Annotated in this window: 21 protein-coding genes and 1 riboswitch; of the genes, 8 read left to right on the top strand and 13 right to left on the bottom strand. The window is 65.2% G+C overall.

All coding sequences use genetic code 11. The annotated features are described in order from the left end of the window. Positions 1 to 236: 236 nt before the first annotated feature. Positions 237 to 869, bottom strand: a complete 633-nt coding sequence (locus CH292_RS14690; protein ID WP_255182901.1) for a hypothetical protein — start codon at positions 867 to 869, stop codon at positions 237 to 239. Positions 870 to 1,016: 147 nt separating this feature from the next. Continuing rightward, positions 1,017 to 1,147, top strand: a riboswitch (cobalamin riboswitch). 45 nt (positions 1,148 to 1,192) lie between these two features. Here CH292_RS14690 and CH292_RS14695 point away from each other — a divergent pair. From CH292_RS14695 to CH292_RS14705, 3 genes are read left to right on the top strand one after another with little or no spacing between them, the layout of a single operon-like run. Beyond that, positions 1,193 to 2,224, top strand: a complete 1,032-nt coding sequence (locus CH292_RS14695) for an ABC transporter substrate-binding protein (RefSeq protein WP_179277978.1) — start codon at positions 1,193 to 1,195, stop codon at positions 2,222 to 2,224. A 23-nt stretch (positions 2,225 to 2,247) separates the two neighbouring features. Then, positions 2,248 to 3,282: an iron ABC transporter permease gene (locus tag CH292_RS14700; RefSeq protein ID WP_037140800.1), complete on the top strand. Its 1,035-nt coding sequence runs from the start codon at positions 2,248 to 2,250 to the stop codon at positions 3,280 to 3,282. Further along, on the top strand, positions 3,279 to 4,061 hold the full coding sequence (locus tag CH292_RS14705; protein WP_020112286.1) for an ABC transporter ATP-binding protein: 783 nt from the start codon (positions 3,279 to 3,281) through the stop codon (positions 4,059 to 4,061). The genes CH292_RS14700 and CH292_RS14705 overlap by 4 nt, the downstream gene beginning before the upstream one ends. 9 nt (positions 4,062 to 4,070) lie before the next feature. Here the strand turns inward: CH292_RS14705 and CH292_RS14710 are convergent, their stop codons facing one another. Genes CH292_RS14710 through CH292_RS14725 form a run of 4 tightly spaced genes read right to left on the bottom strand, consistent with a single transcriptional unit; the run spans position 4,071 to position 8,570 of the window. After that, a complete protein-coding gene (locus CH292_RS14710) occupies positions 4,071 to 4,430 on the bottom strand; it encodes a PLD nuclease N-terminal domain-containing protein (RefSeq protein ID WP_094655109.1) in 360 nt (119 codons plus the stop codon). A gap of 59 nt (positions 4,431 to 4,489) precedes the next feature. After that, complete coding sequence (locus tag CH292_RS14715) at positions 4,490 to 5,743, bottom strand: lipase family protein (RefSeq protein WP_094655185.1); 1,254 nt, start codon at positions 5,741 to 5,743, stop codon at positions 4,490 to 4,492. 8 nt (positions 5,744 to 5,751) lie between these two features. Further along, on the bottom strand, positions 5,752 to 7,209 hold the full coding sequence (locus CH292_RS14720; RefSeq protein WP_094655110.1) for an aminotransferase class V-fold PLP-dependent enzyme: 1,458 nt from the start codon (positions 7,207 to 7,209) through the stop codon (positions 5,752 to 5,754). Continuing rightward, positions 7,206 to 8,570, bottom strand: a complete 1,365-nt coding sequence (locus tag CH292_RS14725; RefSeq protein WP_094655111.1) for an MFS transporter — start codon at positions 8,568 to 8,570, stop codon at positions 7,206 to 7,208. The genes CH292_RS14720 and CH292_RS14725 overlap by 4 nt, the downstream gene beginning before the upstream one ends. 134 nt (positions 8,571 to 8,704) lie before the next feature. Here CH292_RS14725 and CH292_RS14730 point away from each other — a divergent pair, with 134 nt between their 5' ends. Further along, positions 8,705 to 9,355 (top strand): class I SAM-dependent methyltransferase, encoded by a 651-nt coding sequence (locus CH292_RS14730; RefSeq protein WP_094655112.1) that lies wholly within the window; start codon positions 8,705 to 8,707, stop codon positions 9,353 to 9,355. Here the strand turns inward: CH292_RS14730 and lat are convergent. After that, positions 9,352 to 10,740: an L-lysine 6-transaminase gene (gene lat / locus CH292_RS14735; RefSeq protein WP_179277979.1), complete on the bottom strand. Its 1,389-nt coding sequence runs from the start codon at positions 10,738 to 10,740 to the stop codon at positions 9,352 to 9,354. The genes CH292_RS14730 and lat overlap by 4 nt on opposite strands. A gap of 121 nt (positions 10,741 to 10,861) precedes the next feature. Here lat and CH292_RS14740 point away from each other — a divergent pair, with 121 nt between their 5' ends. Further along, a complete protein-coding gene (locus CH292_RS14740; RefSeq protein ID WP_094655114.1) occupies positions 10,862 to 12,397 on the top strand; it encodes an aldehyde dehydrogenase family protein in 1,536 nt (511 codons plus the stop codon). Here the strand turns inward: CH292_RS14740 and CH292_RS14745 are convergent. After that, positions 12,390 to 12,956 (bottom strand): TetR/AcrR family transcriptional regulator, encoded by a 567-nt coding sequence (locus CH292_RS14745; protein ID WP_019664988.1) that lies wholly within the window; start codon positions 12,954 to 12,956, stop codon positions 12,390 to 12,392. The two genes, CH292_RS14740 and CH292_RS14745, sit on opposite strands and share 8 nt — an antisense overlap. Positions 12,957 to 13,035: 79 nt before the next feature. Here CH292_RS14745 and CH292_RS14750 point away from each other — a divergent pair, with 79 nt between their 5' ends. Then, positions 13,036 to 13,620, top strand: coding sequence for a dihydrofolate reductase family protein (locus tag CH292_RS14750; RefSeq protein ID WP_094655115.1), 585 nt, complete (start codon positions 13,036 to 13,038; stop codon positions 13,618 to 13,620). A 1-nt stretch (position 13,621) separates the two neighbouring features. On the opposite strand, the gene CH292_RS14755 is transcribed toward CH292_RS14750, so the two are convergent. The 6 genes from CH292_RS14755 to CH292_RS14780 all read right to left on the bottom strand — a co-directional run bounded on the left by CH292_RS14755 (position 13,622) and on the right by CH292_RS14780 (position 22,075). Beyond that, a complete protein-coding gene (locus CH292_RS14755; RefSeq protein ID WP_094655116.1) occupies positions 13,622 to 14,779 on the bottom strand; it encodes a hypothetical protein in 1,158 nt (385 codons plus the stop codon). Positions 14,780 to 14,978: 199 nt separating this feature from the next. After that, positions 14,979 to 16,805: an HNH endonuclease signature motif containing protein gene (locus CH292_RS14760; RefSeq protein WP_256978143.1), complete on the bottom strand. Its 1,827-nt coding sequence runs from the start codon at positions 16,803 to 16,805 to the stop codon at positions 14,979 to 14,981. Positions 16,806 to 16,829: 24 nt separating this feature from the next. Further along, complete coding sequence (locus CH292_RS14765) at positions 16,830 to 17,345, bottom strand: alpha/beta fold hydrolase (RefSeq protein WP_094655117.1); 516 nt, start codon at positions 17,343 to 17,345, stop codon at positions 16,830 to 16,832. A 33-nt stretch (positions 17,346 to 17,378) separates the two neighbouring features. Continuing rightward, positions 17,379 to 19,757 carry an excinuclease ABC subunit UvrA gene (locus CH292_RS14770; RefSeq protein ID WP_094655118.1) on the bottom strand — a complete coding sequence of 793 codons (2,379 nt, stop codon included), beginning with the start codon at positions 19,755 to 19,757 and terminating at the stop codon, positions 17,379 to 17,381. Between the two features lie 59 nt (positions 19,758 to 19,816). Then, positions 19,817 to 20,230 (bottom strand): VOC family protein, encoded by a 414-nt coding sequence (locus CH292_RS14775; RefSeq protein ID WP_019667013.1) that lies wholly within the window; start codon positions 20,228 to 20,230, stop codon positions 19,817 to 19,819. Positions 20,231 to 20,386: 156 nt separating this feature from the next. After that, complete coding sequence (locus CH292_RS14780; RefSeq protein ID WP_020112298.1) at positions 20,387 to 22,075, bottom strand: cutinase family protein; 1,689 nt, start codon at positions 22,073 to 22,075, stop codon at positions 20,387 to 20,389. A gap of 168 nt (positions 22,076 to 22,243) precedes the next feature. On the opposite strand from CH292_RS14780, the gene CH292_RS28925 reads away from it, so the two are divergent. Both CH292_RS28925 and CH292_RS14785 read left to right on the top strand, forming a co-directional pair. Further along, positions 22,244 to 22,384 (top strand): hypothetical protein, encoded by a 141-nt coding sequence (locus CH292_RS28925; protein ID WP_167336905.1) that lies wholly within the window; start codon positions 22,244 to 22,246, stop codon positions 22,382 to 22,384. Next, positions 22,377 to 24,557 (top strand): cation-translocating P-type ATPase, encoded by a 2,181-nt coding sequence (locus CH292_RS14785; protein ID WP_094655119.1) that lies wholly within the window; start codon positions 22,377 to 22,379, stop codon positions 24,555 to 24,557. The genes CH292_RS28925 and CH292_RS14785 overlap by 8 nt, the downstream gene beginning before the upstream one ends. Positions 24,558 to 24,562 lie beyond the last annotated feature (5 nt).

Here is a 24,562-nt window from a genome sequence, read left to right on the forward strand (position 1 = left end):
CAACCACCGATAACCAGACCTGCGGCCCACGCCATGTGCAGCGCTCGCCCTCGATACCGACACCCCAGAGTCGACCATGGCATAGAAGCTATCGCGTACCTCCTCTGACTTGCGTGGTCGTCCACCCACGACACACCACCTACTCCCTGATCAGGAGCTGTGGCGCATCCACCGGTTGAGCCCGCCCCAAGTGACCGAACGCCACGTTCGGTTCACGAACAGGGGCCACGTTCGGTTCACGGTGCGGCGTCGAGTACTCCGATCCAATGGTGTCCGGGGTGGACGAGTCGAAGCCAGGACTGCAGACGTGCGCGCATTGCCTGGTCGAGATGGGGGAGGACGCGACGGAAGTCCAGTTCGTCCTTTGCCCGACAGTGTTTGGCTTTGAACAGCAACACCACTTCGGGTGTGGAATAGGGGACGCCGTCCGTGGTGCGCCGGATCATGACGTCGTACGGCAGGGAGATCGCCGAGTTACGTCGGTACACCCAGTGGTCCCCGGCGTGTGGTTCGCGAAAGACGTCCAGCCGATAGGTGCCGGCGTCGTCGCGCAGCCACGTCTGGAAGTGCCTGTCCAAATGGTCGGGATACGGCCACAACCGCCCGTCCCCGACGACATCCCACTCGTAACCGTCGAGCGCCGGAGATATCTCGCCGAACCGATGTGCCGGAACACCGATCTCCACGTCGCTGTGATCGCGAGCCGCGTCGTCGGTGAACAGCTCGAGCGCCCATCCCGCGGTGATGCACCACGGTGCTCGAACGGTTGCCAGTCGTTCCGCCACATCGACGGGTGACCAGGCGGCCCACCGCGATGTGGCTTCGGCGTCGGAAATCGGGCGGCCGACGGACAAATCCACGGCCCCCATCATGCCTTCTGTAGGAGCGAACGCGGATTCCGGTCAGTCTGACTGACCGAACATCACGTTCGCTCCGGGAACAGGGGCCACGTTCGGTCCATGAACAGGGGCGAGAGCTGAACGACCGGGTCGAGGGGAAACGTCAAGAGGGGTTAAAGTAAGCCCAGGATTACCGGTGTGGTGGTCTGTGTGATGGGCGAGGGAATCCGGTGTGAATCCGGGACTGACGCGCAACGGTGACCACGAGTGTGGGAGTCCGATCGCTTGCCTGTTGCAGCGTATGTCCCGCGGCTCCGCGAACAGGGCCCCTAGTAGGAAGTTTGCGCCACCTCATGGCTATTCGTGTTCCCTTCGGTGTTGCTGTGCTGTCAGCAGCTCTTGTTCTGTCTGCTTGTTCTTCCGGTTCCGAGTCGGAGGCGGTGCAGGAATCGTCCGGCAATTTTCCGTTGACTATCGAGAACTGCGGTCAGGAGGTGGTGATCGATGCGCCTCCGCAGCGAGCGGTGTCGCTGAATCAGGGGTCGACGGAGATTCTGTTGAGTCTCGGTTTGGCGGATCGGATGGTCGGGTCGGCGACGTGGACGGATCCGGTGCGGGAGAACCTGGCGGCGGACAACGAGCGTGTTCCGCGTTTGGCGGACAACAAGCCGTCGTTGGAGGTGGTGCTCGACGCCGAGCCGGATTTCGTGTCGGCGTCGTTCGGCGGGACCCTCGGGCCTGGCGGGGTGGCGGAGCGTGGTCAGCTCGAGCAGCTCGGTGTGCCCAACTACCTGTCGCCGACGGACTGCAACGGCAAGACCGACGAGAGCGTCAATTCGGACGGTGCTCGTACTCAGCCGTTGGAGATCGAGTCCGTCTACCAGGAGGTTCGTGATCTCGCGGCCATTTTCGACGTGTCCGAGCGCGGTGAGGAGTTCGTCGCCGAACTGCAGGAGCGGTTCGAGAAGGCGTCGGGCACGGTGAATGCGTCGGGCACCTCGTTGGTCTACTGGTTCGCCGATACTGCGACGCCGTACATGGCGGGGTGCTGCGGGTCGTCGGGCATCATCACCAATTCGGTGGGCGCGGAGAACATCTACTCGGACACCACCGACGAGTGGCCGCAGGTCAGCTGGGAGTCGGTGGCGGACCGCAACCCGACGGCGTTCGTGCTGGCCGATCTGAGCCGCCGGTCGCTGGCCGGTGACGGGTTGGATTCCAAGATCGAGTTCCTGGAGAGCAATCCGGTGACTCAGCGCCTTCCTGCGGTGACCCACAAGCGCTACATCGTCGTGAACGGGGCGGATCTGAATCCGTCGATCAGGACCGTCGACGGCGTCGAGAAGGTCGCTGCTGCACTGCAGGGCTGGGGCCTGGCGAATTGACCGTGCCCCAGGCGGAGCCATCGGTGCGGAAGGCGGAGCCGTCGGTACGGAGCTTTCTGCTTCCGCTGCTGCTGATCGGCTCCGTCGTCCTGGTGCTGTCGATCGCAGTTGCGATCACGATCGGTCCGGCGGATCTGTCGGTGGCCGATGTCTACCGAATCACGTTCGAGCACATGGGGTTCGGAAGCTCCGGCGTGAGCCGGATCAAGGATGGGATCGTGTGGGAGCTTCGGCTTCCGCGAACGCTGCTGGCAGCGGTGTGCGGCGCCGGTCTGGCTCTGTGCGGCGCGATCATGCAGTCCCTGCTGCGTAACCCGTTGGCCGATCCGTTCGTGCTCGGCATCTCGTCCGGTGCGTCGACGGGCGCGGTGCTGGTCGCGGTCCTCGGGATCGGCAGCGGTATGTATTCGCTGTCGACGGGCGCGTTCGTCGGAGCGGTGTTCTCGTTTCTGCTGGTGATGTTGCTCGCCGCCGGTGCCGGGGGAGGCACCGATCGGGTAGTGCTCGCCGGAGTGGCTGGGACGCAGTTGTTCTCGGCGTTGACGTCGTTCATCGTCATCTCGTCGGCCGACGCAGAACAGACACGAGGGGTTCTGTTCTGGCTGCTCGGATCTCTCGGTGGCGCCGACTGGGGCGATGTGATGATGTGCGGAATCGTCTGTGCCGTCGGCATCGTCGTGTGCCTGCTGTATTCGTCGGCGCTCGACGCGTTCACCTTCGGTAACGACGCCGCGGCATCGCTGGGAGTGTCCGTCAAGTGGATTCGGATCGTGCTGTTGGTCATCACCGCGTTAATCACCGCGACGTTGGTCAGTGCTGCCGGAGCGATCGGATTCGTCGGGTTGGTTCTGCCGCACGCGGCGCGGTTCCTGGTCGGCGCCCGGCATCGTCGCCTGTTGCCGACGACGGTGCTCGTCGGCGCGATCTTCATGGTGTGGGTCGACGCGATCGCCCGCACGGTGTTCCAGCCACAGGAAATTCCGGTGGGCGTGGTGACCGCGCTGATCGGCGTGCCTGCGTTCGCGGTGATTCTCTTCAGAATGCGGAGGACGAGATGACTATCGAGGCCGCATCCGTGCGGTGGTCTCGCGGCCACAACCAGATCCTCGACGGAGTGGATTTCGATCCGCATCCGGGGGAGACCGTCGGGCTGATCGGACCGAACGGGTCAGGTAAGTCGTCGCTGCTGCGGATTCTGGCGGGAATCGTCTCACCCGATTCCGGTGACGTCACGCTCGACGGCGCGCCGATGGCGTCGATGCGGCGCAAGCAGATCGCTCGACGCGTGGCGATGGTGGATCAGCATTCGGACACCGAGGTGGACATCGCGGTGCGCGACGTGGTTCGACTCGGTCGGATCCCGCACCACGGTTTGCTGGGCGGAGATTCGGCAGCCGACGACGTCGCCGTGGACAAGGCCCTGACGGACACGGGAATGACGTCGAAGGCGAATCGGCTGTGGCACACCCTGTCCGGCGGTGAGCGTCAGCGCACGCAGATCGCCCGTGCGTTGGCGCAAGAACCGACGGAACTGCTCCTCGACGAGCCCACCAATCACCTCGACATCCAGCACCAACTCGACATCCTGGCGTTGATTTCGGGCCTGCCGTTGACCAGTTTCATCGCATTGCACGATTTGAATCTGGCGTCGATGTTCTGCGATCGCATCGTGGTGTTGCAAGCGGGAAAAGTCGTGGCCGTGGGCAGGCCGTCGGACGTCATCACCCAGGATTTGGTGCAGGAGGTCTACCACGTGCGAGCGTCGGTGGAATTGGACGAGACGGGCACGTATCCGCAGGTGACATACAAACCGTTGGTCTCGAGAGCTGTTCGCTGATCCCCGCCGTCAGGCGCCGTCGCCGCGAGCTTTACGACGCTGTTCCTCGGCGCGGGCACGGCACTGACGCAGAAATTCCTCGTCGGCCTCGGCCGTGGTTCCGGTTGCCCGGCCGGGCCGCGTGTCGTATTCCGGATACGCCGAGTTGCTGCGGCGGGCTGAACTTCCGCCGCCCGCTCCGCCCCAGATTCCGCCGTCGACGGGCCGTCCCACGAGGAGCCACACGATCGATCCGGCGAGCGGGATGAAGATGACGAACAGCAGCCACATCATCTTGGGAAGGTGCCGTACACCGCCTTCGTCGGCGGTGATGACGTCGATCAGGCAGAACACCCACAGGATCATGATGATCAGGCCGAGGTACGGCATCGAACTTCCCTCCAAGTAGAGACCGGTCGGTCTTTCGCGAAGGGAACTTTACTATCGGCTCAGATTTCTGCACAGCGGGAAGTGGTCGCTACTCCCGCGAACCGATCCTTGATCCAGCCGAGCCCGACGCCGAAGTCCGTCGCCGCGGGGGAGAGGTGGTTGACCCCGAGGCCTCCTGGGACGGGCGGGAGCTCGTTGACGTACAGCGATGCGTCGGCGCCGCGAGAGCACCATTCGGTGACGAGTCGGCGTGCTTGGTCCGTCGGGATGAAGTCGTCGGCCTGCGCGGTGTTGACCAGAACCGGAGCGCTCGGGGTTCCGTCTCCGATGCGCTGGTCGTCGAAGACCCGCTGCACGACGGGGTTGCCGCCGATCGAGTCCGCCAGTGTCTTTCCGTCCTTGGTCCATTGCGCCGTGGAGGTGCCACCGAACTCGCGCCGAGCTTCGATGAGGCATTGCGTCGACACGCGCCTCAGTACTTCCTTGCCTCGATCGTTCGACGCCTCGTCGACGACGGACTGCAGTTCCGGATAGCGGGCGACGAAACCGTTGATCGCAAAGCCGATTGCCGCAGTCAGTCCCGTCCCGTCGATGTGCCGCAGTACGGCGTCGAGGTCGGCGGGAGGCGCACTCGCGTAGGTGCCGGCCACGTTCAGTTCCGGCGCGTAGTCACCTACCAGTTCGGCCGCCGATGCCGCGGCACCGCCGCCCTGGGAGTGCCCCCAGAATGCGACCGGTCCTGCATGGTCATCGTCGCCCAGTGTCGTGGCGGCGCGGGCGGCGTCGATCATGGCGTGCCCTTGCTCGACGCGGTTGACGTAGGTGTGGATGCCCGGTGTGCCGAGGCCGATGTAGTCGGTGACGAACACGCGGATGCCCTGTGTCAGGAATGCGACGGCGAAGGCGCCTTCGTAGTTGATGGAGGTGCTCCCGGTCTTCGGGTCGTATTGGCCGCCGGTCGGGAACTGCCGCGACGGCGCGCACTGGTCACCTTGGCCCTGCGTGCCCGGCCCGATGACGACGGTCGGCGTCGGGCCGGCCGGGTAGGGGGCCGACGGTTCGAGGTACGTGCCCGTCACCGCGACGGGCGTGCCGTCGGCGAGGGTGGAGGTGTACTTCACGCGCTGGGCGGGCGCACCTGTCTGCCCGACGAACGGGATCGGCTCGGTAGCGACAACGGTCCCCGGTTCCGAGGGGATCTCCGCCGGTTCGGCGTAGAAGTCCGGTGCAGCCTGGGCCGGTACAGCACCGGCTGCCAGTACAAGTCCCGCTGCCAGTACCGACCGCGCCGCCAGTGCAAGCCGAATACGCATGTCCACCCCTACTTTTCGATCACTCGTGCCAGAAATTCGATCAGCATCGCGGCGCTCACGTCGCGGGGCAACTGTTCGACGCCTGCAAGTACCGACGCCATGTCAAGGTCCCCGCTCCCGGTCACGCCTGCCGCTTGGAGTGCGCCGTACACCTCGTCGGACGACAGTGCCGATGCCTGTTCGGAGGTGAGCACGCCGTCGCGGAACAGTCGGGCGAGCTCGGCCAGTGCGGGCGGCGGCTCCGCTGCGGCCTGACCACGCACGTCGTCGGCGGCAGCTACGAGAGCTGCGACCAACTCGCCCTGCACGGACACTGTCGCGGGTGTGACGGTCAGATGAGTGGTGCGCGGCAGCACCGTTCCGTCGGATTGCGTCAACGACGGCTGTGCCTGCAGCGAGAAACCACGCTTGCCGACGGCGCCGAGCCACACATGCGGATCGACGGCAGCCTGCGGCCCGTCTGCGGAATCCTTGGCCACTGCGAACAGCGGCCCGACGGGGTCGCCGACGACGCGTAGGCCGTCGATGGCGCGGATCGCGGCGACGAGTGCCGTTGTGGAATCGTGCATTCGGTCGGTGAGGTCGGCGAATCCGTCGACGCCGAGTGCGGTGACTATCGCCCATGCCGCCGTCATCGCCCCGACCGATCTGGAACCGAGCAACGTCGGGTTGACGACGGGATATCCTGGCCAGTCCGTGAGCCCGAAGTACTGGTGGCGGTGGCGATCTCGGCCGCGCACCAGCAACAGCGATGCACCTTTGGGGGAGTAGCCGTACTTGTGCAGGTCCGCCGAGATGCTCGTGACGCCGGGCACTCCGAAGTCCCAGGCAGGCACGTCGCCCCACCAGGGCAGTGCCAGACCGCCGATACAGGCGTCGACGTGAACGGCCACCCCGCGCGCTGCCGCGATGGCAGCGATGTCCGCGACGGGGTCCATCGTCGCGAACGGGTAACTGGGAGCCGATGCGACGACGAGAATCGTGTCGTCGCGGATGGCGTCGGCGATGCGTCCTGGATCCGGCACGCCCGAGACCGGATCGACCGGTACGACAATGGATTCCACACCGAGTAGGTGCGCGGCCTTGCGGAAGGCGGCATGTGCCGTCGTCGGGTGGACGATGGAGCCGCCGTGCTTACCTGCCGCATCACGTGCTCCGAGGACCGCCAGGATGCAGCTTTCGGTGCCGCCGGTCGTGACGTTGCCGACGACGTCCTCGCCTCCGTGGAAGATCGAACGCCCGAAATCGACGAGTTCCCGCTCGATCGTGGCAACCGAGGGAAACACCGTCGGATCGAGGCCGTTGACGGATTGGACCTCACGCATGGCCGCAGCGGCGAGCTCGTCGAGTTCGGCGACACCACTGTCGTAGACGTAGGACAGGACACGGCCGCCGTGGGTCGGTGCGTCGGCGGTGCGCAGCTCCCGCAGGCGCGCCAGCACGGCCTTCATGTTCGACGCTCTCATGTGGTCCTTTCGTCGATTCGGCCACGATGCCGGCTCGGCTCGGATATTCGAAACTGCTTCAGCAGAAAGACACTCAGTATCACCAACGTGGCAGGAACCATCGAGCATCCCACGACGATGCCGGGAACCACCGAATCCGGTTGGGACACGACGTTATCCGTCGTGCTGGACCGGAACCCGACCGAGGCGAGGATCAGCAGGAAAACCGCAGGACCGACGGCTCCCGCCCCTGTCTCGCAGGCAGTCCACACGCCGCTGAGTGCGCCTGCTCGTGATCGGCCGAAGCGGGCGGCGTCGTCCTCGATGGTGTCCGGCAGCAGGGAAAGTGGAAAGGCCTGCATCCCTGCGTATCCGATGCCGCAGGCGGCTGCCGACGCGAACACCCACGGGCCGGGCGTCCACAACGCGATGACGAACGACACGCTGCCGAGCGCGAAGACCATCGACGCCGCAACGAATCCGACCGTCCTGCTGTACTTCAAACCGAAGCGATACCACACCGGCATCACCAGAAGAGCGGGTCCGACGACGGCAGCGAACAGCAGCGTCAGCGCGGCTTCGTCGCCCAGGACGTAGGTGGCGAGATACTGCACACCTGCGAGCAGGATTGCGACCGCAAGTGCCTGAACGACGAAGGTGATCAGCAAGATCCGAAACGACCGTGTGGAACGCACTGCGCCGAGGCCTTCGCGGTACTGCGCCCACACCGTCCCGTCCGACGGATCGGCCCGACTCACCGATTTCCCTCTCGTGCCCCACACCGTCAGCAGCATGCCGACGCCCATGACCGTCGCCGCCGCGATCGCCATGACGAGGTATCCGGTGGGGCCACCGCCCGCAGCATCGCGAACCGCGGGTCCTCCTCCGCCGACCAGAAGGATCGCGGCGGCGAGCACCGCGATGCGCACGGTGATGAGGCGGGTCCGATCTTTCGCGTCGGTGTACAGCTCGGTGGGCAGCGCAATGTACGGCACTTGGAAGAAGCTGTATGCCGTTGCGGCGAGCAGGAAGAACACGAACACCCACAGCGCAGCAGGGCCGATCGGAGGCGCGAACGTCAGCACGAACAGCACGGGCATGGCCAGCGCGCCGACAACCATTTCCGGCGTTCGAGATCCGGTGCGCGCCGAGCGTGTATCGCTGAGCGCTCCGACGAGTGGGCCGAGCAGCACATCCCAGATCTTCGGAATCAGGATGACGAGCGACGCGAGCCCGGCAGCCACGCCGAGGGTGTCCGTCAGGTAGTACGCCAACACGAGGCCCGGAAGAGCAGCGAACCCACCGGTGCCGATACTGCCTGCGCCGTACCCTGCAACAACACCCGCAGCAGCGCTGCCTGCAGGTACCGCACGATCGGTCACCCGGTCAGACTAGAGGTAGATCCGATGAATGCGAACGGTTTCGATCACCCTGACGTCAGGAGTGGAGCGGGGGGTTCGGTTGGCGGTGATGGGGGTAGTGAAGTGGCGAGAAACGAATCGAGACGGAGGTCCACGTGGGGTTGAGTGAGCTCGAGGCGATGGTGAGACGCACCGTCACTGCAGGCCAGCCGTTCGAGTACGGCGCCGATGAGGCGGAGCTTGCCTATCTGAGTTCATTGGCGGCCGACGACGGCGTGGAGTTGATCTGCGAGATCGGCTTCAACGCAGGCTTTTCGACGTGGGCCTTTCTGTCCGCGTCGCCGACGGTCACGGTCGTGTCGTTCGATCTGGCCGAATACGAGTACAGCGATGCCGCCAAAGCTCACATCGACGAACTGTTCCCGGGCCGACACACCTTGATCCGGGGAAATTCGCACTCCACCGTCACCGAGTACGCCCGCACGAATCCCGACGTGCGCTTCGACGTCGTGTTCGTCGACGGTGACCATTCGCTGGACGGAGCGCGTGCGGACCTGGCGGACGCGCGCGCGTTCAGCACCACGGACACCGTCGTCGTCATGGACGACATCACCCCGTGGCTCTGGTTCGGTGAAGGCCCGACCGCTGCATGGCAGGATGCCGTCGACTCCGGCTTGATCGACCACCGGAGCTACTACCAGGACGGCAGGATCGTGGACGCCGTCGTACCCCCGGCCGACCGAGCCTGGGCCGTCGGCCGCTACGTGACCACCGGAACCTCGGCTGAAAGTACCGCTCCCATCTAGTTTCCGCGTTCCTGAAGCCGTGCCACACACCGCTCCACCGCGTCGAGTCCTCGGTCCAGGTCCGCTTCGCTGATCGTCAGTGCCGGCCGGAACCGAACCGAGCTTCCGCCACATCCGAGAGCAAGGACGTGCTCGGTCTCGCGGAGGTCGTCGATCAGACGATCCCGGGTGGTGGCGTCGGGGAGGGTGAAGGCGCACATCAGACCGCGGCCGCGTACCTCGGTCACCACGGCATGCCGCGACGCGATGTCCCGCATCCGTCCCAGCACGCGGTCACCGAGCGTGCCGGCGCGCTCGATCAGGTTCTCGGACTCGATCACCTCGAGAATGCGACGAGCCCGCACCATGTCGGTGAGATTGCCACCCCACGTGGAGTTGATGCGCGACGAGACCTCGAAGACGTTGTTCGGGACGTCGTCGACGCGGCCGCCTGCCATGACTCCGCACACCTGGACCTTCTTCCCGAAGGCCACCACGTCGGGTACGACGCCGAGCTGCTGGAAAGCCCAGGCGGTTCCCGTCATTCCAGCGCCCGTTTGCACTTCGTCGACGACGAACAGCGCGTCGTGTTCGTGGCACAGCTGCCGCAGCTTCTGCAGGAACCGTGGCCGGAAGTGGTTGTCGCCGCCCTCGCCCTGAATGGGTTCGACGATGGCACAGGCAATATCGTGCGGGTTGGCTTCGAACGCGAGGCGTGCCGCGGCCAGGGCGTCGTCCTCCAGTGCGTCCATGTCCGCGCCGGTCCGAATGTACGGCGACGGGATGCGGGGCCAGTCGAACTTGGGGAAGCGGGACACCTTGTTGGGGTCGGTGTTCGTCAGCGACATCGTGTAGCCGGATCGTCCGTGGAATGCGTGCTCGAGGTGCAGTACCTGCGTACCCAGCGCGGGAGCGGAGCCTGCGGAGCGACTGTTGGGGTTGAGGCCGGCGTCCAACCCGTGCGCTTCGTTCCAGCGGCTCTTCCAGTCGAACGCGACCTTCAGCGCGTTCTCGACGGCGAGTGCACCACCTTCGACGAAGAACAGATGAGGTAGCCGCGGATCGCCCAGCACCCGTGCGAACGTGTCGACGAACCGAGCCATCGGAATCGAGTAGATGTCGGAGTTGCTCGGCTTGTTCATCGCGGCCTCGAGCAAATCGGCTCGGAACTGCGCATCGCCTGTCAGCCTGGCGTGATTCATGCCGAGAGCATTGGATGCGAAGAAGGTGAACAGATCCAGGTACTCGGTGCCGTCCCGCGCGTCGACGAGGGTGGATCCGCGGGAAGCCGTCAGGTCCAGCACCATCGCGAAGCCGTCGGCGAGCATGTGGCGGCCGATCGCGGCGTGAACGTCCGATGCGTCGAAGGAACCGGAGGCATGTGGGGTGTGCAATACCTGCGTCATGATCGCCAACGTACCCGACAATATTCCGTAAAGAAACGGCTAACACCGTAAATTTTACGGTGTTGTGACCCGTCGGCTAGATTGAATGTTGCTGCCACGGCGACGAAAGGTGATTTTCGCGATGACTTCCCCGGTCAAGCACGACGAGCTGAGCGTCCGTACCCGCGCAATCCTGGGACGCCTGGGGGTGACCGCCGACCTCGACGTGCCCAGGTCGGAACTGCCGGTCGTCGCACGTTCACCGATCACCGGGGGCAATCTCGCGTCCCTCGCCGCGGCCACCGCTGCGGATGTCGACGCCATCGTCACCGTGGCGAAATCTTCGTTCACCGAGTGGTCCGCCGTTCCCGCTCCGGTTCGAGGTGGACTGATCCGCGAACTCGGCGAATTACTGCGTGAGTACAAGGCCGATCTGGGCGAGTTGGTCTCCATCGAAGCGGGCAAGATTCTGTCCGAGGGCCTGGGCGAGGTCCAGGAGATGATCGACATCTGCGACTTCGGCGTCGGGCTGTCGCGTCAGCTCTACGGCAACACCATCGCAACCGAGCGCCCGGGCCATCGCATGATGGAGCAGTGGCATCCGCTCGGCGTCGTCGGAGTCGTCACTGCCTTCAACTTTCCTGTCGCAGTCTGGTCGTGGAACACCGTCCTCGCCTTGGTCGCCGGCGACACCGTCGTGTGGAAGCCGTCGGAGAAGACGCCCCTGACCGCGCTCGCTGTTCAAGCGCTGTTCGAGCGTGCCGCCGCCAACGCGGACGTCGATCCCCTCGTTGCGCAGTTGGTCATCGGCGACCGAGTGGCCGGTGAGGCGCTCGTCGACGATTCCCGCGTGGCTCTCCTGTCCGCGACCGGGTCCACGCGCATGGGCCGAGCCGTGGCGCCCCGCGTCGCGGAGAGGTTCGGACGCGTACTGCTCGAACTCGGTGGCAACAACGCCGCCATCGTGACCCCGTCCGCCGATCTGGACCTGACGACCCGCGGGATCGTGTTCTCCGCGGCGGGTACCGCAGGGCAACGGTGTACGTCTCTGCGACGACTGATCGTGCATTCCTCCATCGCCGACGAGCTGGTCGGGCGGATTGCGAAGGCGTACGAATCGCTGGCCATCGGGTCGCCCCTGGACGCCGACACGCTCGTCGGGCCGCTGATCGACGCGCCGGCCTTCGCCGGCTTCCAGAAAGCGCTCGACGCTGCCGTCGGCGCTGGTGGTGTCGTGAAGGCAGGCGGTTCGCGCGTCGACATCTTCGGCGAGTACGCCTACTACGTCCAGCCGACGGTGGTGACGATGCCTGCGCAGACGGACATCGTGCGTCACGAGACGTTCGCGCCGATTCTGTACGTTCTCACCTACGAGACGCTCGACGAGGCCATCGCGCTGCACAACGATGTGCCACAGGGTCTTTCGTCGTCGATCTTCACGACGGATCTGCGTGAGGCCGAGCGGTTCCTGTCCGCCGCCGGATCCGACTGCGGCATCGCCAACGTCAACATCGGACCGTCGGGAGCGGAGATCGGCGGCGCGTTCGGCGGCGAGAAGGAAACCGGTGGCGGACGCGAATCCGGTTCGGACGCCTGGAAGTCCTACATGCGACGGGCAACCAACACCGTGAACTACTCCAACGAGCTGCCTCTCGCGCAGGGAGTCGAGTTCACCTGAGCAGGCCGTTCACCAAATCGTCGACGATGTCGTCGGTCGAGGTCTCCGGGTCGATCGGGTAGGTCAGTCGGTCGAACAGGAGACCGTCTATCGCGTAGTGGAACAACGCGATCTCCTTGGCGCCGCCGGGAAGTCCCGCGGCAAGGTTGAATTCGACGTCGCCGCGGAAGTTCGACCGTTGCCACGTGCCGAGAACGGCGCCGATCTCCGGCCGTCTCGACGCCTCGAGTCGCAGTTCGAACAACGCCAGCGTCACTTCTCGGTTGGTCAGGAGCCGCGCGACGATGTCGCGGGTGTACTCAGCGAACAGTTCCGCGCTCGGAGCTTTGGCGGCGAGCGGGGCATGCACGTCGGGATCCGGGGCGAGCCGTTCGCCGATGCGCTCGATCAATCCGGCGATGACATCTTCGCGCGTCTTGAAATAGTTCGACGTGGTGCCTTTCGGTACTCCTGCCTGCACATCGATGGCACGGTGGGTGAGTCCGCGTGCGCCTTCGGCGGCCAGGATCGAAATGCCGGCGTCGGCGAGATCGGATCTGCGTTGCGAATTGCGAGCCATGGAAAAAGACTAGCGCAACCACGACAGGTGTCGTACTCTCTGATTCGAACCACTACATCCGTCGTGATTGGAGATTCTCATGCGTGAACTGGTCTATTACGTAGCCGCCAGCCTCGACGGCTTCATCGCCGCCCCGGACGACACGTTCGATGCTTTCCCCCAGACGGGCGATCACATCGACATGATCCTGCGCGAGTACACCGACACGATCCCGACGCTCGGCCTTCGCGCCACCGGACTGACGCCGCCTCTGACGAGGTTCGACACGGTGATGATGGGATGGGGAACCTATGCGGCCGAGGGTGAACACCGGCGCGGCGGACCGTACGAGCATCTGAAGCAGTACGTGTTCTCTCGCAACCACACCGCCGACGATGCGGTGCCGGAGGTGACCGTGACTGACGAGGATCCGGTTGCCCTTGCGCGGGAGCTGAAGCAGCAGAGCAGATCGGACATCTGGTTGGCCGGTGGAGGGGTCTTCGCGTCCGCACTCGTCGACGAGATCGACCGGATCATCCTCAAGATCAACCCGATTCTGCTGGGATCGGGCAAGCGGCTCTTCGCCGACCGCGACTATTCGGTTGCGGACTTGAATCTCGTCGCCAGCACGCCGTATCGATCCGGGGTGGTCATCAACGAGTACACGCTCGACCGATCCTCGTAGGTCACACCAGGATGCTGTGCGCGCGCAGCCGTTCGACGATGTCCGGCGGTGGCCAGGCGGGAACGCGATAGCGAGCCGGGTCCAGGCCTGCCATCGGTTGGACACCACTGATGGACGCCACGTCGGCGAACTGGACGAAGAACGGCTCGACGCCCTCGCGGCAGAACGCCACGAGGTCGGTCTCCGGCAACGTGCAGTCCACCTCGTCGGCCCAGATGGTGACCGTACGGGGACCGAACGGAGTCGACTTGACGGTGACCGTGCCGATCTCGGAGTGCACACGATCCAGCTCGTACTGACGCTGTAGCCAGTCCGACTGTGCTGCATATTCTTTTGAGATGTGCACGCAACGGGCCCGTGCGCTGCCGGGATTGTCCGGCGCCGTGACGTCGAGCGTCACCACAGCACCCGAGTCGTCGACGGTGTACGCCTGCGGAGACAGGAACCGCGACGTGTGCAGATACTGCTCCTCGGCCAGACGGAAATGCTTGGCCAGCAGGTCCTCGTCGTCGCTGGGCACGACGTAGAGCGTGTCCACCGTGGGGACGAACGCCACTGGTGCACAACCGAACCGCGACCTGTGCGACTCGAGCCACCCCGAATCCAACAGCCACGACGTGTAGTACTGCCCGCCGCGGTCGACCAACCTTTGAGTGGCGCGGCCCTTCGTGGGGTCGGCATGCTGGGTGACGGTGGCCAGATTCGACCGGGCCGCGGCGAACACCGTGGACGGATCCACACCCCATGTCTCGATCGTGTCCCACGACACGATCGAGCTGTGGGATGGCATGTCCACCGCGACGAGCTCGTCGACCAACGGGAACACGCGCCGCGACAACAGCAAACCCGACGGTGAGCCCAACGTGTACGTCGACGGTTTCAACACCGGACGCAGCCTCGGTAGCGCCTCGTGCCAGTCACCGGGCCAGAAGTTCGACGACATCGTCGTCGATACGAAATGCGCGACATGCGACTCCAGCGCCAGATCCGACGCTCCCGCGGTGTCGTGGAACAAATTGTCGAGCGGTAGGACCGACGCCTCGTCGTACCTCACCGCGAATGCCGACGAATCCAGCCGAGCCCCAGCTCCGCCCTCGACCGTGACACGCTCGATCACCAGACGCGCCAAACGCTGCCTCGGATCCTCGATCTCCCCCATCCCCGGAATGGTAACGCGGCATCGTCGTATTGGGGACACTCATCCGTTTGCGGGGGATTCGCCCGGGGGCCCGATGGTCGTGGCGCGGCGCTCTCGACGCTCAGGCACGGGTTGTTGCAGGCGTGGGTGTGAGCGGCACAGGTGGTGGTTGTGCTTCTCACGGGTGGGTGTTCGATTCGATGGTGCCGGGGGTCCGGGGCTATACGGTCCGGGTCTCGGGGTCGGGATCGTCTGATGGGTAGAGGTATTCCTGCGGGTGGTGGTAGTGGTTGACGAGCCCGTTGCGTCGGGGGTCGACGGATTCTGGTGGATGCCAGGCGGTGCGGCCGGGTTGGGGATGATCGGGTCCGGTGGTGGTGGTCGCCCATTGATTCGGTCCGTCGCCGACGAGGGGGTGGTGGCAGTCGCACCCGAAGGTCAGGTCGTCGATGTCGGTGTTGCCGCCATCGGCCCATTCGTCGATGTGGTGGACCTGGCTCCAGGTGGCGGGGCGCGTGCAATTGGGGAAACTGCAGCCGCGGTCGCGTGCGATGAGGACGATCCGTTGATCGGCCGAGGCGAGCCGTTTCCCGCGCCCGAGGTAGAGGGCGCGTCCGTCGTCGTCGAAGACCGCGAGGTAATGGTGGGCGTGTGCGGCCATGCGGATGGCGTCGCGAATCGAGACCAGCGATCCGGTGCCGGTGACGGCATGCCCGGACGCGGTGGCCAGATCGGAGGCGGACATCGAAACCACCGCGGTGACCGGTAGTCCGCGATGGGTTCCGAGGGTGCCGGCTGCGAGGGTCTGACGGAACACCGCTTTGACGGCATCGTGGTTGCGTTGGCCCTGGGTACGTACGTCCCGGCCGGCGCGCGCCTCCAACTCCGCGCCAGCAGCAGTCTCCTCGGGACCGAACAGCGTCAGCGGACCCGGCGACCCCGTAGAAGCAGTACCCGTCCCAGCAGAAGCCGTACCCGACCCGGCAGCAGCAGTACCCGTCCCAGCAGAAGCCGTACCCGACCCGGCAGCAGCAGTACCCGCCCCAGCAGAAGCCGTACCCGACCCAGCAGCAGTACCCGCCCCAGGATCACCTGATCCCGCCGTACCGAAACTCGTGGCATCGCACTCCTGCTCGTCCGCGCCGTCACCGTCCGGGTTCGGTTCGTTCTGCCCATCACCGTCGGCGCTGTCGGTGCCGTCGGGGGTGGTGCCGGGGTAGGCGGTGCTCAGGTCGGTGTCGTGGACGGGTTTGGGTTCGTCGGGGTTCAGCACTCCCTTGCGGGCGAGTTTGGCGAGAACCGGCTCCAGATAGGCACGGAACTCAGCGTCTATGACACCGGCCATCTTCGAGGTCCCGTCGACCTCCTGCGGCCCGAGCCGAACAAAGCATTTCCTCGCGATGTCCTTCTTGTCCCGCAGTTCCCCATCCGGATCCAACAACGCCGTCAACCGGTGCGCCGCGACCGTCAACTGCTCCGGCGAGACCTGTTTCGCCAAGTCCACCAACATGATCTCCGACTGCACCAACGACTCGTGATCGATCCCGGCGGGCAGGGTGTCGAAGAACTTCTCGATCACCCGCACATGCGCAGCATCGAGATGACCCTCGCACTGCGCTCGCGCAGTCACCGGCAACAACGCATCGAGCTGCTCCCCGGTCAACGACCGCCGCCGCGCCAATTTCCCCGCGATCTTGATGCGTCTACCCGCGACTGCGGAATCGATCCGCAACAAACACGCCAACCGCGACGGATTCGACCGCTCCGGCAGCACCGCCAACCCGTCACCGTCCACCAACTCCGTCAACCACGTGTGCGACGTCCCGTACATCGCCCGCGACACCGACTCCATCCGCACCAACACCGCACGCCGATCCGCATCACCGACAACCCGACCATCCAACGACGCCTCCGCAACCGCACCCCACGCGGACTCCATCTCCTCCACCGCAGCACGCAACGCAGGGTCCTCGATCGGCAACACACCACGCGCCGTGTCGACCCGAAGGTCCCCGGCTACATCGTCGACGCTCTCCCCCAAAAGCATGGCTCCATCATAACCTGAAAACCACTAATTGTCGAACATATGTTCGAATCGCATTGTATGCCAATTCGCTCCGTGGAACTGGTGACCGCCCGACGGGTGCTGCACGATGCGAGCGGACGGCAACAACGCCGCGTTCGACGCCAGGTGCTCGAACGGGACTACCTCGTCGTCGCGGCAATGATGAAGTGCCAGAGAGGTAGTGGGCTCGGGTCCGTCGAACGCGTATTCGGGAACGTCCCACCCGCCGGCCCCCCAATCCGGCATGGCCAGCAGGGTGGCCGGCTCATGGAAGCCCCACTGCCGCTCCGCGAGGACGCGTAGTAATACGGACGCACCGAACGAGTGCGCCACGAGGATGTCGGACGGGTCCAACGATTCCAATCGAACTCGCAGTGGACGCGCCCACGCTTCGAAAGACATGTCCTCGTCGGAGAACTCGGGCATGTCCACGTCGACACCCGACGCCCCCGCAATTGCGTCGGCCAGCGATCTGTCCTCCGTGAAACCACCGGCGCCGTGCACGAACAGCAGTGTCGTCATGCGCTCGATTCTGCCCCGAAACCGGGCGTGCCGTCAGCTCCCCACGTAGGCAGCCAGGTGCTGCCCGGTGAGCGTCGAACCGTCGGCGACGAGATCAGCCGGAGTTCCCTCGAAAACGACGCGCCCGCCGTCGTGGCCTGCACCGGGCCCGAGATCGATTATCCAGTCGGCGTGGGCCATCACGGCCTGGTGATGTTCGATGACGATGACGGATTTTCCGGACTCGACCAGGCGATCGAGCAGTCCGAGCAATTGCTCGACGTCGGCGAGGTGTAGTCCTGTGGTCGGCTCGTCGAGGACGTAGATCCCGCCCTTGTCAGCCATGTGAACGGCCAGCTTGAGGCGTTGACGTTCGCCGCCGGACAGGGTCGTCAGGGGCTGGCCGAGCTTGATGTAACCCAGGCCGACGTCGGCGAGCCGGACCAGAATCTTGTGAGCAGCAAGCAGTTTCACCTCGTTGCCGAAGAAGTCCTCGGCCTGCGCCACGGACATGGCGAGCACTTCGCTGATGTTCTTACCGCCGAGGTGATATTCGAGCACCGACGCCTGGAACCGCTTTCCTTCGCACTCCTCGCACATCGTGGCGACGCCCGCCATCATCGCGAGATCCGAGTAGATGACGCCGTTACCGTTGCAGACCTGGCACGCACCCTCCGAATTAGCCGAGAACAGAGCAGGTTTGACGCCGTTCTCCTTCGCGAACGCTTTGCGGATCGGCTCGAGCAGGCCGGTGTACGTCGCAGGATTGCTGCGACGGGACCCGCGGATGGCACCTTGGTCGACCGAGACGACGTCGTCGAGTTCGCCGAGCGAGCCGTGTATCAGTGAACTCTTGCCGGAGCCGGCTACGCCGGTCACGACGACGAGGATGCCCAGGGGCACGTCGACGTCGACGCTCTGCAAGTTGTGCGAGTCCGCACCGCGGATCTCGATGACCTCGGAGTACTCGCGTACCGAATCTTTCACCGCCGCACGGTCGTCGAAGTGGTGGCCGGTGACGGTGTCGCTCGTGCGGAGGTCGTCGACTGACCCCTCGAAGCAGATCTGACCGCCGTTGGTCCCGGCGCCGGGGCCGATGTCGACGATGTGGTCCGCGATGACGATGGTTTCCGGCTTGTGCTCGACGACCAGAACCGTGTTCCCCTTGTCTCGCAACTGCAGAAGGAGCTGGTTCATGTTCTCGATGTCGTGGGGGTGTAGGCCTGTCGTCGGTTCGTCGAACACGTAGGTGACGTCGGTGAGCGACGATCCGAGATGGCGAATCATCTTGGTGCGCTGGGCCTCGCCGCCGGACAGGGTTCCGGCGGGCCGTTCCAGGGACAGGTAGCCCAGCCCGATCTGCACGAACGACTCCAACGTTTCCCGCAGAGATTCGAGCAGCGGCGCCACCGACGGCTCCTTCAGACCGCTGACCCAGGCGGCGAGGTCGCTGATCTGCATGGAACAGGCGTCGGCGATGGAGATTCCCTTGATCTTCGAGGAGCGAGCGCCCTCGTTGAGGCGGGTGCCGTCGCATTCGGGACACGTCTGGAACGTCACGGCGCGTTCGACGAAGGCACGAATGTGCGGCTGCATCGCGTCGACGTCCTTGGACAGCATGGATTTCTGCATTTGCGGGACCAGCCCGAGGTAGGTGATGTTGATGCCCTCGACCTTGATCTTCGTCGGCTCGCGGTACAGAAGGTCGTTCAGTTCCTTCTTGTTGTATTTGGCAATCGGCTTGTCCGGGTCGAAGTATCCACTGCCACGAAAGATCCGGCCGTACCAGCCGTCCATGCTGTAGCCGGGGATGGTGATGGCGGACTCGTTGAGAGACTTGCTGTCGTCGTACAGAGCGGTCAGGTCGATGTCGCTGACCGATCCGCGCCCCTCGCAGCGCAGGCACATGCCGCCGGTGATCGAGAAGGTCCGTTTCTCGGTGGTCTGACGCCCGCCCTTCTCGACCTTCACCGCGCCCGCCCCGGACGCCGATGCGACGTTGAACGAAAATGCCTGAGCCGAACCGATGTAGGGCTTTCCGACGCGGCTGAACAGGATTCGCAGCATCGCATTCGCATCGGTGGCGGTGCCGACGGTCGAGTGCGGATTGGCACCCATTCGCTGCTGGTCGACGATGATGGCCGTGGTCAACCCGTCGAGCAGGTCCACGTCCGGCCGCGCGAGCGACGGCATGAACCCCTGCACGAAGGCGCTGTACGTCTCGTTGATCATCCGCTGGGATTCCGCGGCGATCGTGGAGAACACCAACGACGACTTGCCGGACCCCGAAACGCCGGTGAACACCGTCAACCGGCGCTTGGGGATCTCGACGCTGATGTCACGGAGGTTGTTCACCCTCGCGCCCTGCACACGGATCAGATCGTGGCTGTCGGCCTTGTGGACCTCGGTCGTCGAACTGGCGCGTCGGGCCATCAGGACATCTCCGTTTCTCGGGGGACTGGCATCCAATCATGCGAATTCAAGCATGTTCGTCAGCTGCGGGCCTGTTGGATACGCAGCAGATTCCCTGCAGGGTCGCGGACGGCGCAATCGCGAAGACCGTACGGTTGATCGATGGGCTCCTGCACGATGTCGGCGCCCCCGGCCTGCAACGCGTCGAACGTGGCATCCAGGTCGGGCGTCGCCAACTGCAGGCCCGCGTACGTGCCCTTCGCCATCATCTCCAGGATGGTTTTCTTCTCGTCGTCGGTGATACCGGGATCGACCGCAGGTGGCGTCAGGACAATCGCCGTGTCCGGCTGTCCGACAGGCCCGACGGTGAGCCAGCGCATGCCGTCGTACCCGACATCCAGGCGCACCTCGAAACCGAGGAGATCGCGATAGAACCCCAGCGCCGCATCGGCATCGTCATGGGGAAGGAACGAGGAATGAATGGTGATGTTCATGTGGAAAGACGCTAGTAGGCCTCGGCGTCGGACACTTCTCGATTCCTGATCGGTCCGGACCTTTCCCGGACAGTTCCCTTGGAAGACCGAAAGCGCCGTTCGGTCAGTCAGACTGACCGAACGGCGCTTTCGCTCCGAATGGGAAAGGGAGTACGACTACCCAGCCGGTACGACGGTGGTGGTGGGGACGGCTGTGGTGGTCGGGGCTGCTGAGGTGGCAGCGGGTGGGGTGGTGACGACCGAGCCGTCGACGACTGCGCCTGCGGCGTCGGGAGCGGGTACGAGAGGTACTGCGGTCAGGTTCGGATCGACGGGAGCGGCCGGGTCGACGATCGGGGCGGGAACGCCAACCTCCGGGACCACAGGTGCGACGTAGGGGGCGACGACGGGAGCAGCTGTGGAGGTGCTCGTCGGCGCGGTCGTGGTGGGGGTCGCGGTGGCGGACAGAACGGTCAGGCGGGCCTGCTCCTGAACTTCCTTGGACTTGATGGGCTTGCCGGCCTGGGCGTCCTTGGCGAGCTGGGTCAGCCATGCGGCTGCGTATTCGGCCGAGGTCAGCGGCTTGCCGTTGGCGTTGTCGGCGTCACGCCAGTAGTCGAAGTGGTGTCCCGAGCCCGGTCCGAGGGTCTGACCGTACGGATCGTTCATCGCGACGGGGATGGTGTCGGTGTTGGATCCGATGAAGCCGATGATTTCCTTGGCGATCTTCGACGGCAGGTAGGCGAGGTTGACTGCGCTCTCGGCGGGCAGCGGTTCGCCGTTCTCGTCCGTTTCGGGCTTCGCGGCGACCTTGGTGGTCGGGTCGGCCGGCTTGTAGCCGGGCTCGGAGACCTTGATGAGCACGTCGAGGAATGTCTCGTCGCCGGCGAGCCAGTTGTCCTGGCTGGTGATGTCGGCGAAGGCGGCGACGGCGATCTTGCCGAGGACCATGGCGAGGTCGGCACCGGTGGCGGGGGTCAGGGTGTTGTCGCGCTGGATGGCATCGACGTCGAGTTGGCGTCCGACGTTGGCGGCCAGGTGCAGCAGCGAGGTGTTCTTGGGCATCGCGCACGTCAGGTCGCCCTGCGAGCAGAACGAGGCGACGCGGCCCTCGAGTACACCGAAGCTGCCCTGCGTGGACGGTAGAGCGCCGGCGCCGGCGGGGCCGGAGCCGTTCTGGTACTTGGTGTCGAAGCCGTCGGGGTTGGTGCCCGACGCGGAACCGGGGAATGCGGTCTCGCCGTCCTTGCGGCCTGCATCGGCGAGAATGACGACACCGACCACGTTGCCCGGGTCGACAATGCCGAACTTGCCGTTGGTGTCGGCCTGCTGGTTGCCGATCTCCATCGCTGCGCGACGCGTGACGTCGGCGCCTTCGCTGTAGCCGACGATGGCGAAGCGGGTCTTGGGGCACGACGCGGCGATGGCGTTCATGACCGTCTTGGTGTTCGCGACGCCGGTCTCGACCGAGGATTCGTAGGTGGCCATGTTGGCCGGGTACTCGATGTAGACGGCTGCGTAGGAGCCGTCCTTCACCTGGCCGTTGGGAGCGCCGACCATCTGGTCGATCCAGTCGCTCTCGAAGTCACCGGCGAGCGCTGCGGGCAGTCGCGTTCCGGTGGGGGTTTCGAGCATCTTGGTCTTGCCGGCCTCGGGCGAGTCGCCTCGGCCACCGACGGCGATGCTGACCATGTCGTAGCAGGTGGCGGTCGATGCGAGCTCGACCTCGGCGTCCGACGACGTCAGCTTGTCGGTGGTGAGGACGGCGGCACCGACGGCCAGGGCGCCCAGAGATACGAACGCAACGGCGCTGGTGACGAGCCGTCGACGATTCGCAGGTCTGCGATTCGAAACGCGTAGAGACATGGCTTCCCAATCAGTTGTTCCCCGAACCGATTACACCGCCGCTGCACTACGCGGTGGCTACACGGAAGTCGCCGCGGAGGTACCCCGCGTTACACCGTGACCGGATCGAGACCTCCCGATACCCTAGGGGGGTATGGTAGAACGGGTGAGACGAAAGAGGTGCTTCGCGTGAACACGACGATCAAACTGGCAGGCTTCGTACTCGGAATCACATTGGTGTTCTTTGCCGCATTCCTGATCGGCGGAGCGGTCGGCCCTGTCGGTGAGGCACCTACGAGTCACGAACACGCGCAGGTGGACCATGAGTGAGACGGAGTTGATTCTGGGCGGCATGACGTGCGCGTCGTGCGCCAACAGAATCGAGCGAAAACTCAACAAGCTCGACGGCGTGACCGCGACGGTGAACTACGCGACCGAGAAAGCGCGTGTTCGGTCCGACGGCGTGCCCGTCGAGGATCTGATCGGCGCTGTCGAGGCCGCGGGGTACACCGCGACACTCCCCGCTGCCGAGCCGGACTCCACGCCCGAGACGGATCCGCTGAAGCAGCGTCTGATCGTTTCGGCGGTTCTGTCGGTGCCGGTGATCGCGATGGCGATGATTCCGGCTCTGCAGTTCACCAACTGGCAATGGTTGTCGCTGACGCTGGCGGCACCGGTCGTCGTATGGGGTGCCTATCCCTTCCACAAGTCCGCGTGGACGAACCTGCGGCACGGCACATCGACCATGGACACCCTCGTGTCCATGGGAACGCTGGCTGCGCTGGGATGGTCGCTGTACGCCCTGTTCTTCGGTGCCGCGGGCGTTCCCGGCATGAAGCACCCGTTCGAGCTCACCATCGACCGGATGGACGGCTCGGCCAACATCTATCTCGAGGTCGCAGCAGGCGTCACCACGTTCATTCTGGCCGGCCGGTACTTCGAGTCTCGGTCCAAGCGCCGGGCAGGTGCAGCGTTGCGCGCCCTGCTCGATCTCGGTGCCAAGGACGTGACGGTGCTGCGCGACGGCGTCGAAAAGCAGGTTCCCATCGACGATCTCGCGGTGGGCGACACGTTCGTGGTCCGGCCGGGCGAGAAGATCGCGACGGACGGAACCGTCGAATCCGGATCCTCCGCCGTCGACGCATCGATGGTGACCGGTGAGTCGGTGCCGGTGGAGGTGTCGCCGGGCGACACGGTCGTCGGTGCGACGGTGAACGTCGGCGGCCGGCTGGTCGTGACGGCCACCCGCGTCGGCTCGGACACCCAGCTGGCCCAGATGGCCAAGCTCGTCGAAGACGCGCAGACCGGGAAAGCGCAGGCGCAGAAGCTCGCCGACCGGATCTCGGGAATCTTCGTTCCGATCGTCATTGCGATCGCCGCCGGCACACTCGGATTCTGGCTCGGCACCGGCGGATCCGTCGCCGCGGCCTTCACGGCTACCGTCGCCGTTCTGATCATCGCGTGCCCGTGCGCGCTCGGCCTCGCGACGCCGACGGCACTGATGGTCGGGACCGGCCGCGCCGCGCAGCTGGGCATCTTGATCAAGGGACCGGAAATCCTGGAGTCCACCAAACGCATCGACACCGTCGTACTCGACAAGACCGGCACCGTCACCACCGGCCAGATGTCCTTGCTCTCGGTGACTCCCGAGAACGACGAGCTGCTTCTCGTGGCCGGGGCTCTGGAAGCAGGCTCGGAGCATCCCATCGGCAAAGCCATCGCCGACGCCGCCCGCCGCAGCGGCTCGGTGCCGGACGTCGAGAACTTCGCGGCCGTGCCCGGCCTCGGCGTGACGGGAATCGTCGACGGTCGGGCCGTGGTTCTGGGGCGTGCCTCGTTGCTGGAGGAGTGGTCCATGACCCTTCCCGAGGACCTTGCCGCGGCTTTCGCCGACGCCGAACGCGACGGCCGCACCGCTGTCGCGGTCGGGTGGGACGGACAGGCGCGCGGAGTGCTCGTCGTCGCCGACTCGGTGAAGCCCACGTCGAAGCAGGCGGTCGCGGAACTGCGTGAACTCGGACTGACCCCGGTGATGCTGACCGGTGACAACGAGGCGGCCGCGAGGAAGATCGCGGCCGACGTCGGGATCGAGGAAGTCTTCGCCGGAGTGCTCCCGCAGGGAAAGGTCGACGTCGTCGCGCAGCTGCAGTCCGAGGGCCGGGTCGTGGCGATGGTCGGTGACGGCATCAACGACGCCGCCGCGTTGGCCACCGCCGACCTGGGGCTGTCCATGGGTACCGGCACCGACGTCGCCATCGAGGCAAGCGACCTGACGCTGGTGCGCGGGGACCTCCGAGCCGTCGGCGACGCCATCAGGTTGTCGCGAAAGACTCTCGCGACGATCAAGGGCAACCTGTTCTGGGCGTTCGCCTATAACGTCGCGGCCATTCCGCTGGCGGCTGCGGGCCTGCTCAACCCCATGCTTGCGGGTGCGGCAATGGCCTTCTCTTCGGTGTTCGTGGTGACCAACAGTCTGCGATTGCGGCGCTTCGCTCCCGCATGAGTCAA

The organism is Rhodococcus sp. 14-2470-1a (assembly GCF_002259425.1).
Lineage (GTDB): Bacteria > Actinomycetota > Actinomycetes > Mycobacteriales > Mycobacteriaceae > Rhodococcoides > Rhodococcoides fascians_E.